This is a genomic window from Pseudonocardia sp. ZF1 (assembly GCF_056835605.1).
The window spans coordinates 4,321,233-4,335,493 of the sequence record NZ_JAJNBY010000001.1 but is presented as its reverse complement, the minus strand read 5'-3'; the positions used below and the strand labels follow the sequence as shown (position 1 = coordinate 4,335,493).

At 75.2% G+C, this 14,261-nt stretch carries 10 protein-coding genes; 7 read left to right on the top strand and 3 right to left on the bottom strand.

Features of this window, described 5'->3' with window-relative positions:
* Positions 1–99 precede the first annotated feature (99 nt).
* Complete coding sequence (locus tag ZF1_RS20900; protein WP_476652314.1) at positions 100–1,656, top strand: sensor histidine kinase; 1,557 nt, start codon at positions 100–102, stop codon at positions 1,654–1,656.
* A gap of 118 nt (positions 1,657–1,774) precedes the next feature.
* The gene (locus ZF1_RS20895; protein ID WP_482638134.1) at positions 1,775–2,149 is read left to right on the top strand and encodes a hypothetical protein; all 375 of its coding nucleotides are present in this window, start codon (positions 1,775–1,777) and stop codon (positions 2,147–2,149) included.
* 64 nt (positions 2,150–2,213) lie between these two features.
* On the opposite strand, the gene pepN is transcribed toward ZF1_RS20895, so the two are convergent.
* Complete coding sequence (gene pepN, locus ZF1_RS20890; RefSeq protein ID WP_482638133.1) at positions 2,214–4,820, bottom strand: aminopeptidase N; 2,607 nt, start codon at positions 4,818–4,820, stop codon at positions 2,214–2,216.
* Between the two features lie 104 nt (positions 4,821–4,924).
* Here pepN and ZF1_RS20885 point away from each other — a divergent pair, with 104 nt between their 5' ends.
* The 3 genes from ZF1_RS20885 (at position 4,925) to ZF1_RS20875 (ending at position 8,859) form a co-directional block, all read left to right on the top strand.
* Positions 4,925–5,551, top strand: coding sequence for a mycothiol-dependent nitroreductase Rv2466c family protein (locus ZF1_RS20885; RefSeq protein ID WP_073575559.1), 627 nt, complete (start codon positions 4,925–4,927; stop codon positions 5,549–5,551).
* Between the two features lie 157 nt (positions 5,552–5,708).
* Complete coding sequence (locus ZF1_RS20880; protein ID WP_482638132.1) at positions 5,709–7,169, top strand: transglycosylase family protein; 1,461 nt, start codon at positions 5,709–5,711, stop codon at positions 7,167–7,169.
* Positions 7,170–7,308: 139 nt separating this feature from the next.
* On the top strand, positions 7,309–8,859 hold the full coding sequence (locus tag ZF1_RS20875) for a serine/threonine-protein kinase (RefSeq protein WP_482638131.1): 1,551 nt from the start codon (positions 7,309–7,311) through the stop codon (positions 8,857–8,859).
* Between the two features lie 13 nt (positions 8,860–8,872).
* On the opposite strand, the gene ZF1_RS20870 is transcribed toward ZF1_RS20875, so the two are convergent.
* Both ZF1_RS20870 and ZF1_RS20865 read right to left on the bottom strand, forming a co-directional pair.
* Positions 8,873–9,802: an alpha/beta hydrolase gene (locus tag ZF1_RS20870; RefSeq protein WP_482638130.1), complete on the bottom strand. Its 930-nt coding sequence runs from the start codon at positions 9,800–9,802 to the stop codon at positions 8,873–8,875.
* Positions 9,795–11,654 carry a prolyl oligopeptidase family serine peptidase gene (locus ZF1_RS20865; RefSeq protein ID WP_482638129.1) on the bottom strand — a complete coding sequence of 620 codons (1,860 nt, stop codon included), beginning with the start codon at positions 11,652–11,654 and terminating at the stop codon, positions 9,795–9,797. The genes ZF1_RS20870 and ZF1_RS20865 overlap by 8 nt, the downstream gene beginning before the upstream one ends.
* A 258-nt stretch (positions 11,655–11,912) precedes the next feature.
* Here ZF1_RS20865 and xylA point away from each other — a divergent pair, with 258 nt between their 5' ends.
* Both xylA and ZF1_RS20855 read left to right on the top strand, forming a co-directional pair.
* Positions 11,913–13,082: a xylose isomerase gene (xylA, locus tag ZF1_RS20860; RefSeq protein WP_476652306.1), complete on the top strand. Its 1,170-nt coding sequence runs from the start codon at positions 11,913–11,915 to the stop codon at positions 13,080–13,082.
* 4 nt (positions 13,083–13,086) lie between these two features.
* Complete coding sequence (locus ZF1_RS20855) at positions 13,087–14,256, top strand: ROK family protein (protein WP_482638128.1); 1,170 nt, start codon at positions 13,087–13,089, stop codon at positions 14,254–14,256.
* The last annotated feature ends 5 nt before the right edge of the window (positions 14,257–14,261 follow it).

Sequence of the window (14,261 nt, the reverse complement as noted above, 5' to 3'; positions counted from 1 at the left end):
CCGTTCGGCCCACAACACGGCCCACCGAACGTCACCGAGAATGACGAGTCCTATTATCGCTTTCTCATCAGTCCGGCGACATCTCGGAGCGGAGGGGACGTGGCGTCCGGTTTCCTCGGCGTGCTCCTGGGCCCGCAGCGGCGGGCCCGGTTCCTGGTGGGACATCTGACCGACATGCTGGTCGTCGCGGTCCTGGCCGTCCTCGTGGTCGCCGTGAGCCGCCCCGCGGTCGTCGACGGCCGGGTCGACCTCTCCGACGCGACGGCGGTGCTCACCCTCGTCGCCGCCGCGGTCGGCTCGGCGGCGGCGATCGTCGCGCTGGTGACGGGGCGGCTGTCCGGGGACCCCCGTCCGTCGTGGTTCGGGGCGGCCCTCCTGCTCTACGGCGTCGTGCTCCTCCCGCTGTCCGCGCTGGTCCTGCCGCAGTACCCGGCGGGCACCCCGCGGCTGGCGGTGCTGACCATGTTCGTGATCAGCCTGTGCATCCTGGTCGCGGCACTGCGGCCGCCACGGGCGCTCGGGGCCTGGGGCGGCTGGGCGCTGGCCGCGCTCGCCCTCGTCATCGGCGGGGTCATCGCCTCGCAGGCGGAGAGCCCGTTCACCCGGATGCTGGCGACCTCGCCCCTCTACTCGATCGTGGTGCAGAGCGGCTGGGCGCTGGTCGCGGTGCTGTTCCTGCTCGACGGCTACTGGCGCCCGAGCCGGATCCGGGCCCGGATGGGGCTCGGCCTGCTGATCGTCGCGGTGTCCCAGCTGTACCGGGCGATCGTGCCCGGCCGGGAGCCGACGGCCGGCCTGGTCTACCCGTCGCTGCGGGTGCTCGGGATGGCCGTGGTGCTCACCGCGCTGCTGACCATGGCACTGCGGGCGGTGACCCGGATGCAGGACGACTACGACCAGCTCCAGGACACCCTCGGCGAGGCGTCGGCGCTGCTCGAACGGGCCACCGGCCAGACCGCCGAGCGCGACCACGAGCTGCGCAACGGCCTGGCGGGCCTGGCCGGGGCCGCGCAGCTGCTGACGACCCGCCCCGGCGACGACCCCCAGGTCGCCCGGATGCGGGAGGCGGTGCTGGCCGAGCTGAACCGGCTCCGCCAGATGCTGCAGACGCCGATCACCGTCGAGGACACGGTGACCGACCCGATGGTCGACGAACGCGACGCCGCCCTGCTCGACTACGGCCCGGCCTACGCCCCGGTCGTCCCGTCGCCGGGCGGGGACACCGCCGAGCACGACGTCGGGGAGGCCCTGCGCACCCTGGTGGACCTGCGCGACGGCCGCTGCATCACCCTCGACACCCAGGACGACCTGCCCCCGGTCGCCGCGCCCGAGTCGCTCACCCGCCAGGTCGTGACGAACCTGCTGGCCAACTGCGACCGGCACGCGCCCCGGACCCCGGTGGTGGTGCGGGCCCGCCTCGCCGACGAGCCGGGTCTGGTCGCCGTCGAGGTCCGCGACCACGGCCCCGGCCTGCCCGACGGGCAGGAGCAGCTCGAGATCGTCCGCGGGCGGCACGACGAGGCCGCCGGCGGCTCCGGGCTCGGGCTGCACATCAGCGCCCAGCTCGCTCGGGAGCACGGCGGCACCCTGGTGCTCCGTACGGTGGACGAACCCCGCGGCTGTCTTGCCGTACTCACACTTCCGGTGGCCCGCTGATCGGGTGGCGACGTGTCCACGACCAGCCGTTCCGTCCACGGACGGTCTTTTCGTCGCCGCGAGCCATTCCCACGCGCCCCACCCGATCTCATACTGGGTGACGCAACGGCACGGTGCGATGACGCGATGGTCGTCCGCGCTGCCGTTCGCCGGCACGAAGGAGGTCACCATGGCGTACGAGAACGACGGCACCGACCGCAGGACCCCCGCCACCCCCACGGCCGCGGTACTGACACCGCCGACGGGCCTGGAGCCCGTCCCGGCGCTGCCCCGGCCGCGCACACCGTCCGAGCCGAAGACCCCGGCCGGCCCGCCCGCGCCCGTCGTCCCGCAGGTGGGACTGTGCACCTGCGGTCACCCGGAGGACCTGCACGACCACTACCGCCCGGGCACCGACTGCGGCAGCTGCGGAACGCGTGTCTGCGCGGGCTACCGCCCGGCCGACGAACCGGCCTCGACGAACCCGCTGCGGCGGTGGCTGCGCCGCCGCTGACCACACCCCCGACACACGAACGGCGCCCCGGGAGCACGACTCCCGGGGCGCCGTCGTGCGTGGGTCAGGGCTGCTCGACCGCGGTGGTCCGCTCCGGGTCAGGGGTGGCCTGGCCGTCGAACTCACGGGCGGCCAGCGCGCGCACGATCCCGGCGCGCCCCTCGGACACGAGCCGGCGCAGCGACGCCGGCTTGGACTGGTCGGCGAGCCAGGCGTCCGCCGCCGCGACGGTCGGCTCCGCGACCGCCCAGGACGGGAACAGCCCGACGACGACGTTCTGCGCCAGCTCCGAGGTCCGGCGCGCCCACACGCCGTCGATCTCGTCGAAGTAGCGCTGGACGTAGCCGTCGAGCAGCCCGGGGCTCACCGTCGACAGTGCGGGGTGGGAGAACCCGGAGATCGCCGACTCGTTGATCGCGTTCGGCAGGGAGTCGTCGTGCACGGCGCGCTGCCACGCCCGCTCCTTGGCCTCCGCGGTCGGGATCAGCGCGCGGGCCCGCTCGGCCTGCCGCGCCCCGGTGGAGGTGGCGTCACGCTCGGCCTCCTCGGCGATCTCGGTCTCGCCGGCCTTCCCGTGCGCGACGAGCGCGTGCAGCAGCCGCCAGCGCAGGTCGGCGTCGACGGTCAGCCCCTTCGGCACGTCGACGTCGAGCAGCCAGCCCTTCATCCGGTCCAGGGTGTTCTCCGGCAGCACCGAGGCGGTCAGCGCGTTGACCACGGCCAGCTGGACGTCCGACCCGGGCGGGGCGGTGTCCAGGCGGAACCGCAGCGCGTCGGTCAGCAGCGGCCAGCCGCGGCCCTGCGCCCACTCCGGGGTGCAGTACGACGCCGTCGCGGTCTGGGCCTGCAGCAGCAGCCGCGCCGCGACGCCGATCTCGGACTCGGTGTCGAACCCGCCGGCGACCAGCGTGACGAAGTCACGGGCCTTCAGCTCGGCCTCACGCGTCATCTCCCACGCCGAGGACCAGCACAGCGTGCGCGGCAGCGACTCGGCGATGTCGCCGATCCGGTCCACCAGGGTCGCGAGCGAGCCCGGGTCCAGGCGCAGCGCGCAGTAGGTGAGGTCGTCGTCGTTGACCAGGACGAGCTTGCCGCGGGACAGCCCGACCAGCTCCGGGACGGCCGTTCGCTCGCCGGAGATGTCGAGCTCGACGCGGTGGGTGCGGACGAGCTTGCCGGTCTCCGGGTCGTCGTCGTAGACGCCGACGGCGATCCGGTGCGTGCGCAGCTCACCGGCACCCGGCCGGGCACCGCCCTGCACGACGTCGAAGGAGGTGAACGTCCCGGCCTCGTCGACCTGGAACGACGGGCGCAGCAGGTTCAGGCCGGTGGTGCGCAGCCATTGCGCCCCCCAGTCCGACAGGTCCCGGCCGGACGCCTTCTCCAGCGAGCCCAGCAGGTCGTCGAAGGTGGCGTTGCCCCAGGCGTGCGCGGCGAAGTAGTCGCGCAGCCCGGCCAGGAACGGCTCCAGCCCGACGTAGGCGACGAGCTGCTTGAGCACCGACGCGCCCTTGGCGTAGGTGATGCCGTCGAAGTTGACCTCGACGGCCTGCAGGTCCGGGATGTCCGCGGCGATCGGGTGCGTCGAGGGCAGCTGGTCCTGCCGGTAGGCCCAGGACTTCTCGAGGTTCGCGAACGTCGTCCAGGCGCCCGTGTACTCGGTCGCCTCGGCCTGGCACAGCACCGACGCCCAGGTCGCGAACGACTCGTTGAGCCACAGGTCGTCCCACCAGCGCATGGTCACGAGGTCGCCGAACCACATGTGCGCCATCTCGTGCAGGATCGTCTCGGCGCGCCGCTCGTAGAGCGTGCGGGTCACCCGCGACCGGAAGACGTAGTCCTCCAGGAACGTGATCGCGCCGGCGTTCTCCATCGCGCCCGCGTTGAACTCGGGCACGAACAGCTGGTCGTACTTGCCGAACGGGTAGGTCACGCCGAAGTTGCGGTGGTAGAAGTCGAAGCCCTGCCGGGTCTCGGTGAAGATCCGCTCGTGGTCCATGTGCGGGGCCAGCGAGGCGCGGCAGAAGATTCCCAGCGGGATCTCGGCGTGCTCGTCGCGGTAGGTGTCGTGCCAGCTCGCGTACGGCCCGGCGATCAGCGCGACCAGGTAGGTCGAGAGGATCTCGGTCCGCTCGAAGCGGTGCACGCCGCCCTCGACCGTCGCCGGGGAGTTGGAGATGACCTTCCAGTCCTCCGGCGCGGTCACGGTGAGGGTGTAGCGGGCCTTGAGGTCGGGCTGGTCGAAGCAGGGGAACAGCCGCTTGCAGTCGGCCGTCTCGAACTGCGAGTACAGGTAGACGGCCTGGTCGACGGGGTCGACGAAGCGGTGCAGGCCCTCACCGGTGTTGGTGTAGAGCCCGGTCGCGACGATCGTCAGCTCGTTCTCCGCGGCGAGACCGGGCAGCGCGAGGCCGTCCTCCTCGGTCCACACGGCGGCATCGAGCTCGGTGCCGTTCAGCGTCGCCGAGGTGATGCCGTCGCCCACCCACTCGATCCACGTGCTCCCGCCGGGCTCGGCGGCGGTGAAGCGCACCGTGGTCGTCACCGCGAACGTCCGCTCGGAGGGGGCTCCGGCGCCGTCGGTCAGGTCGATCGTGACGTCGTAGGTGGAGACGTCGAGCAGCGCCGCGCGCTCCTCGGCCTGGGCACGGGTGAGGTTGGGCGGGGTCACGTCGTTCGGGGTCCTCTCGGGGGAGTGGTGTCGTCGGCATCCAATCACGGTGCCCGGGGCGCGGCCCGTGGAATCCGCGGCCGGTGCCCGGCGTTGCGCCGGGTATGACGACTCCTGCTGCCGACGGCCGTGCCCGCATCGACATCTGGTTCGACCCGCTGTGCCCCTGGGCGTGGCTGACCTCCCGCTGGGTGCTCGAGGTGGAGAAGGTGCGCGACGTCGACGTCACCTGGCACGTCATGAGCCTGTCCGTGCTGAACGAGGGCCGTGAGCTGCCCGAGCAGTATGTCGAGCTCATGTCGAAGGGCTGGGGCCCGGTGCGCGTGTGCATCGCCGCCGCCGAGCTGAAGGGCCCGGAGATCCTGGCGCCGCTCTACACCGCGCTCGGCGAGCGCATCCACAACCAGGGCAACAAGGACTTCGACGACGTCATCGCGGGCGCGCTGAAGGAGCTCGGCCTGCCGGAGTCGCTGGCCGAGGCCGCGCACTCCACCGAGTACGACGAGAAGCTGCGCGCCAGCCACCACGAGGGCATGGACCCGGTGGGCCTCGACGTGGGCACCCCGACCATCCACGTCGACGGCGTGGCGTTCTTCGGGCCGGTCATCTCCCGGGTCCCGAAGGGCGAGGACGCCGGCCGCCTGTTCGACGGCGCCCGGCTGCTGGCCGAGAACCCGCACTTCTTCGAGCTCAAGCGCACCCGCACCGAGGACCCGTCCTTCGACTACTGAGCCGGTGACGGCGTGATCGCCGCGATCGAGGGGGCCGGTGCCGGATGGGGCACCGGCCCCTCGCCCGTGACGGTCACCCGGCGGCGCCGCTCGCGATCGCGAACGGGATCGCCCGTTCGGCCGTGGCGGGCGCCGCGGGGGCGCACAGTGCCCGGCCGTGGACACCTGGTTCTCGCGGCGGACGACGTTGGTGCTCGGAGCGGTGGCGCTGGTCGCCGGGACGCTCGTGGGCGGGCAGCTCGCGGTCGGCGCCGTGCTGGACCTGGGCGCGCTCGCCGACGCGGTGCCCCGGACGGCGCTGAGCCCGTACTCCGACGGCGCGTTCACCGTGCGGGCCGCGGCGGTGGACAGCCGGGTCGACATCGCCGGGGCGGAGGACGGGTCCTACGTGCTCGGCCACACCCCGGCGGGCAGCGACGTGGTCCTCGACCTCGACCTGCTCTCCGGCGACACCGCGCGCCCGTGGTGGGTGCAGCCCGCGACCGGGACGACGCTGGAGCTGGCCCAGCTCGCGAGCTCGGGGATCGCCCGGTTCCCGGCCCCGCAGGGCCCGGGCGGCAGCCGCGACTGGGTCCTGGTCGTCGACGACGTCGCCGCCGGGTACGGCGCGCCCGACGCGGACGCCGTCGCACGGGCGGTGGGGGAGCGGGTGCGGTCCGCGGTGGCACGGGCGGGGTCCGGCCGGGGCTCCGCGGCGGAGGGTTCCGGTTCGGACGGCTCGGCCGGGGGACCGGGCCCGGCGGGCCCCTCCGGCGGGTCCGGCGACGGCGAGGGTTCCGGCGACGGCCGGGGCGCGGGTGACACGGCGGACGGTGGGGGCCGGGACGGCACGGGCAGCGGAGCCGACGACGCCCCGGACAGCGCCGGGCCGGACAGCGGCGCGGACGGCGACGCCTCGGACGACGACGGCTCGGACGGCGACGGTCCGACCGGCGGGGACGGCGGCACCGGTGGCGGGGGCGACGACGGCTCCCGCAGCGGCTCCCCGTCGGGCTCCGGCGGTTCCGGCCACCCCTCCGGCGGCAGCGCAGGTGACGGCCCGGCCTCGGGATCGGAGCCGGAGGACCGCGACTTCCGCGGGTCCGGCGGCGACGGCGCCCCGTCCGGCGGGAACGGTGGATCGTCCGATGGCGACGACTCCGCCGAGGGCGGCAGCGGCGGGTCCGGCAGCGACGAGGGCCGCGGCGACAAGGGCGACAAGGGCGACGAGGGCGACAAGGGCGACAAGGGGGACAGGGACCGCGGGGACGAGCCGGACGAGGACCGCGGGAACGGGAGCGGCGGGGGCGACGCCGACGCCCCGGCCCCCGCCCCGGAGCCGGAGGCGAAGAAGGAGCCGGCGCCGTCGTCGTCGGCGAAGGCGGCCGACGGCACCTGGGACGAGCTGGCGCAGTGCGAGTCCTCCGGCGACTGGTCCATCTCGACCGGGAACGGCTACCACGGTGGTCTGCAGTTCGACAAGGGCACCTGGAGCGACTTCGGCGGCACGAGATACGCCCCCACCGCCGACGGCGCCACGAAGGAGCAGCAGATCGAGATCGCGACCAAGGTCCGCGACGCCCGCGGCGGTTACGGATCGTGGCCGGCATGTGCCAACAAGTTGGGCCTTCCGAGGTGATCGATGGTCCTGTGGTGTGGCGTACGGTCGCTGGCTGCGCGACCGGTGGTCGCGTAGGGTCCGTGGTCCCTCTCCCGGTCGTTCGCAGCACCTGCCCTGCCGACGGCGGCCCGGCCTCGATTCCCTACCCTTGGACCTCATGAGTTCGCCCATCCCCGACGCCCACCGGATCGGGAACCGCTACCGGCTCGACGAGCGGATCGGTGCCGGTGCGATGGGTGCCGTGTGGCGGGGGACGGACGAGCTGCTGAACCGCACGGTGGCCGTCAAGGAACTGCTCGCGGCGGCCCTGCCGTCCGACGAGCAGCTGGAGGAGTCCCGCCAGCGGATCCTGCGCGAGGGCCGGATCGGCGCCCGCCTGCAGCACGCGCACGTGATCAGCATGTTCGACGTCGTCGTCCACGACGACCGTCCGTGGCTGGTCATGGAGTACCTGCCGTCGCGCTCGCTGGCCGCGGTGCTCGCCGAGAAGGGGCCGATCCCGCCGCGGGAGGCCGCCGCGATCGGCCGCCAGGTCGCCGACGGGCTGGCCGCCGCGCACACCGCGGGCGTCGTGCACCGGGACATCAAGCCGGGCAACGTCCTGATCGCCGAGGACGGCCGGGCCAAGATCACCGACTTCGGCGTGTCCCGCGCCGTCGACGACGTGCAGCTCACCCGTACCGGCGTCATCGCCGGCACCCCGGCCTTCCTGGCCCCGGAGGTCGCCCGCGGCCAGGAGCCGACGGCCGCCTCGGACGTCTTCGCGCTCGGTGCGATGCTCTACGCCTCGGTCGAGGGCGAGCCGCCGTTCGGCCTCGACGACAACGCCTACGCCCTGCTGCACAAGGTCGCCACCGGCGCGATCACCCCGCCGCAGGAGGCGGGCCCGCTGACCGCGCTGCTGATGCGCCTGCTCGCCAACGACCCCGCCGAGCGGCCCAGCTCCGCCCAGGCCCGCGAGGCGCTCGCCCGGATCGCCGCGGGCCAGTCCGTCGCCGGTCTCGCGACGCCGTCGACGGCGACCGCGGTGATGGACACCGGCGACGGTGCGGGCGCGCCCGACGGGCTCGAGGCGCAGGGCGGCGGGACCGTGATCGACGCGCCGGCCGTGCCCGCACCGCAGGTCATCCCCGGTCCCGGCGGCCGTGGCGGCCGACGAGGCGGTGCCACCCGCTCCCGGGACGGGCGGGGTCGTCGCACCCCGGTCGTGCTGGGCGCGGTGGCCGTGCTGCTCGTCGTCGGTGGCGGTGTCGCGTTCGGCGTCTACTCGACCAGCCGGCAGCAGGACGCTCCGCCGGTGATCGCCGCCCCGCCGACGAGCGGGTCGCCGACCCCGAGCGCGGCCCCGACGACCACGCCCGCGCCGACGACCACGCCGACACCGACCACCGCGACCGGCGAGGTCCAGGATCCGGTGTCGTTCGTGCAGAACTACTACCGGATGCTGCCCGGCGACATCGACGGCGCGTTCGCGATGCTCAGCCCGCAGGCGCAGGCCCAGAGCCAGGGCATCCAGGGTTTCCGGACCTTCTACAGCACCGTGCGGAACGTCTACGCCGAGAACCTGCGCAACGCCGGCCCGAACACGGTCACCGCGACCGTCGTGTTCATGCGCAACGACGGCACGACGACCCGGGAGAACTACCGGTTCGTCGTCGGCACCGACAGCGAGGGCCAGGAGATCCTGCAGTCGTTCAGCACGGCCTGACCGTCCCGACCGGTCAGCCGGGGCGCAGCGACGTCACGACGTCCGTGGTCGCGGCGACGATCTGCCGTTGTGCGGTCGCCCGGTCCACGCCCGGCTCGCCGTCGCCGGTCTGTGGGCCGTAGTCCCCGAAGTAGGCGTGCACCCCTCCGTCGACGACGACGAAACGGGTCCCCGCGGGCAGCTGCGTCCAGGAGTCCGCGATCGCGTCCGGGGTGGCCAGCGTGTCGCGGGAGCCGGACACCGACAGGGCCGCGACCGGCGCCCCCGACACGTCGGCGGCCGGGTAGGACGCCCACAGCACCAGCCCACGCACCCCGGGCACGTCCAGTGCCCGCGCGGCCGCCACGCCGCCCAGGGAGTGCCCGCCGACCGCCCAGGTACGGACCTCGGGCGCCGAATCGACCGCCCGGCCGACGGCCCCCGGATCGGTCAGTGCGACGCCCAGCGGCGGTGTGGTCACGATCACGCGCACCCCCTGCTCGGCCAGCGGGCGCAGCAGCGCCAGGTAGGCCCGCGGGTCGACCAGCGCCCCGGGGACGAACACCAGGCCCCGGCCGGACGGCGCGGTCGGGCGCAGCTCCCACGTCGTCGCGGTGTGCACCACCGCGACCCGGTCCGACGGCGTGGTCGCGGCGAGCGCGGTCTCGTCGGCCGCGTAGGGACGCAGCCACAGCACGGCGGCGACCAGCGCGACCAGCAGCACCGCACCGGCGGCCCGCCCGGCCGTCCGCAGCCGTCCGGGCCGCGCCGGGCGCCCCGAACGCGCCACCAGGACCAGCCCCACCAGGGCGACGACGGCGAGCAGCACCGGGTAGGCCGGGTGCCCGGCGAGCAGCACCGGGCCCGCGACGACGACGATCCCCATCACGACGACCACGGCCACGATCCCGACCAGCGCCCGCACCGCGACCGCCCACCCGGGCCGGGGCGCCCGGTCAGCCACGGGCCACCGTCGCGGTCACGAACTCCACGATGCGGGCGTTCGCCGCGGCCCGGGTGTGCCGGTCGTGCACCTCGTGGCCCTCGTCGGGGATGCGCAGCAGCTCGACCGGCGCACCGCGCGCGGCCAGTGCCGCGTGGATCGCGAGTGCCTGCGCCAGCGGGACGTTCGTGTCGTGCTCGCCGTGCACGACCAGCAGCGGTGCGGCGATGCGGTCCGCGGCGCGCAGCGGGGACAGCTCCTCCAGCAGCGCGCGGTCACGGTGCGGGTGCCCGTACTCGGTGGTCGCCGGCCCGCTGATCCACGGCTCGGAGTCGGCGTAGAAGGCGGTCATGTCGGACATGCCGCACACGTCGACGCCGGCCGCGAACAACTCCGGGAACCGGGTCAGCGCGGCCAGGGTGAGGAACCCGCCGTAGGACCGGCCGCCGACGACGATCCGGCGCGGGTCGACGTCGGGCACCCCCGCCAGCAGCCGGGTCGCGGCCCGCACGTCGGCGATCGAGCCCGGCCGCAGCGGGCCGTCGTCGAGCCGGGCGAAGGACCGCCCGCGCCCGGAGGACCCGCGCACGTTCGGCGTGAGCACGGTGACCCCGGCGGCGACCAGACCGTGCAGCAGCGGCGCCCAGCCGGGCCGCTCCTCGGACTCGGGCCCGCCGTGCAGCCACACGAACCCCACCCCCGTCGGCGACGACGGCCGGTGCAGCCATCCGGCCAGCCGCAGCCCGTCCTCGGCCGGGAAGCCGACCGCCTCCGGGCGCGGGGGCCGCGGCGTCACCGGGGTGCCGCCGAGCAGCGGTGTGGCCGGGCTCGCGTCCAGCGGCATCCGCACCACGTACGGCGCCACCCCCGGCGCGTGCCCCGCCACCAGCAGCGACACGCCGTCGCGGGCGAAGGCCACCCCGGTGACGACGTCGCACGGCGCGGGCAGCCGCTCCGGCCTGCCGCCACGCAGGTCGGCGATCTCGATCTGGCTGCGCCCCCCGACGTTCCACACCAGCGCGGCCCGCGGACCACCCGGGTCCAGTGCCACGACCTCCAGGTCGGCGCCGGGCCGGACGGCGACCGGGCGGGCGGGGGACAGGCGGTGCTCGCCCGCGGGGCCGAGCGCGACGGCGAGCAGCGCGGTGTGCTCGCGGTCGGCGTCGGTGTGCACCCAGAGCGTGCCGGGGGCGCTGCCGAAGCGGGCGGCCGCGGTGAGCGCCCCGCCGGGCCCGCCGATCACCCGGTCCCGCGTGCCGCGGTGCAGGTCGACCAGCTCCAGGGCGCGCTCCCCGCGGCGGCCGGTGCGCAGCACGACCCGTCGTCCGTCGGCCGACACCGCCTGGACGACGGCAGCCTGCCCGGACCCGAGCACGGTGGAGGAGCCGTCGCGCACGTCGACCAGGCAGGCGGTGCCGTCGCCCGGTCGGGCGCCGCGCGGGGTCGCGTCGGACAGCACGGTGACGCCCAGCGACCGTCCGCTCGGCGCCCACGCGCCCAGCACGACGGCGGTGGCATGGGTCGCGATCCCGACGGCGGGCCCGCCGTCGGGGTCCAGCAGCGCCACCCGGGTGCGGTCGCCGCCGCACGGGGCGACCTGCACCGCGATCCGGCTGCCGTCGGGGGACCAGGACAGCGCGGTCACGTCGGCGTGCGGTCCGGGGGCCTCCAGTACCCGCGCCCCGTCCGGGTCGACCGGTCCGTCCGCCGGCAGCGCCGCGACGTGCACCCGCGGGCGCCCCGTGCGGTCGGAGATCCAGGCGATGCGGGTGCCGTCGGGGGACACCGCGGGCGAGTGGTGCCCGGGTTCGGCCCCGGCGACGGCACGGTCGGGGGCGGTCTGGGTGATCTGCACGGTCTGCCCGGCCTCCACCGATCACATCCCCCGTTCCTGCTGTCGTGTCCTGCGGTTCCGCGCGGCCGGACGCCGAAACTACCCGGTGGGTCCGCACCGGGTTCCACCTCACGTGCGCCGGGGCCCCGCCCGCAAGACCCACTGCGTTTCGCCGGTGGTGACAAGCGCTACGGCGAACGAGGGATTTGTTCGTGCGGAACACGAACAAATCCTGGACCTGGATCGCTGCCGGGAGCATGCTCGCCGGAGCCGCCCCCACACCTCCAGGAGCAGACGATGGCCGTCCCCGCCCCGACCCCCGCCGACAAGTTCTCCTTCGGACTGTGGACCGTCGGCTGGACCGCGGCCGACCCGTTCGGCTCGCCCACCCGCCCCGAGCTCGACGTCGTCGAGGCCGTCGAGGAGCTCGCCGAGCGCGGCGCGTGGGGCCTCACCTTCCACGACGACGACCTGTTCGGCTTCGCGCCGGACCCGGCCCACCGGGACCGGCAGATCGCACGCCTGCGCACGGCCTGCGAGGCGACCGGGATGACCGTTCCGATGATCACGACGAACCTGTTCTCGCACCCGGTGTTCAAGGACGGCGGGTTCACCTCCAACGACCGGACCGTGCGGCGCCTCGCGCTGCGCAAGGTGCTGCACAACGTCGAGCTGGCCGCCGAACTCGGTGCCCGCACCTTCGTGCTGTGGGGCGGACGGGAGGGCTCGGAGTACGACTCCGCCAAGGACGTCCGTGCCGCCCTGGACCGCTACCGCGAGGCCATGGACCTGCTCTGCGGGCACGTCCTGGAGCAGGGGTACGACATCCGGTTCGCGATCGAGCCCAAGCCCAACGAGCCCCGCGGGGACATCCTGCTGCCCACCGTCGGGCACGCGCTGGCCTTCGTCGAGCGCCTCGCCCACCCCGAGCTCGTGGGCGTCAACCCCGAGGTCGGGCACGAGCAGATGGCCGGGCTGAACATGACCCACGGCGTCGCCCAGGCGCTGTGGGCCGGGAAGCTGTTCCACATCGACCTGAACGGACAGCGCGGCATCAAGTACGACCAGGACCTGGTGTTCGGCCACGGTGACCTGCTGAACGCGTTCTCGCTGGTCGACCTGCTCGAGTCCGCGGGCTACGACGGGCCGCGGCACTTCGACTACAAGCCCTCGCGCACCGAGGACCGGCGCGGGGTGTGGGACAGCGCCGCGGCGAACATGCGCACCTACCTGCTGCTGCGCGAGCGGGCGGCCGCGTTCCGGGCCGACCCCGAGGTCGTCGCCGCGCTCGCCGAGGCCGGGGTGCCCGCACTGTCCGAGCCGACGCTGGGGGCCGGGGAGACCGTGGCCGACCTGCTGGCCGACCCGGCGCTGGACGCCGCCGACCCGGACGCGCTGGGCCGTCGCGGCTACGGCTTCGTCCGGCTCCACCAGCTCGCGTGCGAGCACCTCACCGGGGCACGCTGACCCCGTGCACGACCGATCTCCCCGCCCGCAGGCCCCACCCGCGCGTCCACCGGCGGTGCGCCGGCACAACCTCGGCCTGCTGCTGGGGGCGCTGCGGGCGGCGCCGTCGTCGCGGGCGTCGCTCGCCGCGGCGACCGGGCTGACCCGCGGCACCGTCGCGGGGCTGCTGGACCCGCTGGTCGCCGCGGGCGTGCTCGCGGAGGGGGAGCCGGACCGCAGCGGGGTCGGGCGGCCCGGGACGCCGCTGGCGTTCGCCGGTACCGGGCCCGTCGTACTGGCCGTGTCGGTCGAGGTCGACGGCGTCGACGCGCTGGTCACCGGTCTGGACGGGCAGGTGGTGCACCGGTCGCGCCGGCGCCGCGACCACCGCGGCCTCGACCCGGATGCGGTGTTCGGGCGGGCCGCGCGGACCGCGGCGAACCTTGCCGCGCGCACCGGCCGCACGGTCGCCGGGGCCGGGATCGCCGTCCCCGGACCGGTGCGCGGCTCGGACCACGCGGCGGTGCTGCTGCGGGCCCCGAACCTGCCCCGGCTCGACGGCTGCCGCCCCGCCGAGCACGCCGGTGCGCTCGGTGAGGTGCCGCTGCTCGTCGGCAACGAGGCCTCGCTCGGGGCGCTCGCGCACCTGGGGCAGGCCGACGACTTCGTCTACGTCTCCGCCGACGTGGGGATCGGTGGCGGGATCGTCGTCGATGGGCGGGTGCTGCCCGGCGCCCGCGGCGTCGCCGGGGAGATCGGACACGTCGTGATCGAGCGCGACGGGCGGCGCTGCGGCTGCGGCGGCACCGGCTGCGTCGAGGTCTACGCGGGCCTGCCCGCCCTGCTCGGCGACGCGGGCGCCGCCGACGTCGCGGCGCTGCGGACCGCCGCCCGCGCGGGGGACCCGGCCGCGACGGGGGCGCTGGCCCGGGCCGGCGCCGCGCTCGGGACGGCGCTGACGTCGGTGCTCCACGTCGTCGACGTCGGCACCGTCGTCCTCGGTGGCAGCTACGCCGAGCTGGGCAGCTGGCTGGTCCCCGCGGTGCACGCGGAGCTGGTGCGCCGCGGGGTCGCGACCGGGCCGGACGTCGCCGTGCTCGTGTCCCCGCACGGCCGGGCGGCCACCGTCACCGGGACCGCCCGCGCCGTCGCCGACCGGGTGCTGGGCGAGCCGGACCTGCTGCTCGCCGGCTGAGCCCG

What these genes read in the sequence shown, in the direction of transcription:
- ZF1_RS20875 (WP_482638131.1), top strand. Translation starts at nt 7,309, where the DNA reads ATGAGTTCGCCCATCCCCGACGCCCACCGGATCGGGAACCGCTACCGG.
- ZF1_RS20895 (WP_482638134.1), top strand. Translation starts at nt 1,775, where the DNA reads ATGACGCGATGGTCGTCCGCGCTGCCGTTCGCCGGCACGAAGGAGGTC.
- xylA (WP_476652306.1), top strand. Translation starts at nt 11,913, where the DNA reads ATGGCCGTCCCCGCCCCGACCCCCGCCGACAAGTTCTCCTTCGGACTG.
- ZF1_RS20885 (WP_073575559.1), top strand. Translation starts at nt 4,925, where the DNA reads ATGACGACTCCTGCTGCCGACGGCCGTGCCCGCATCGACATCTGGTTC.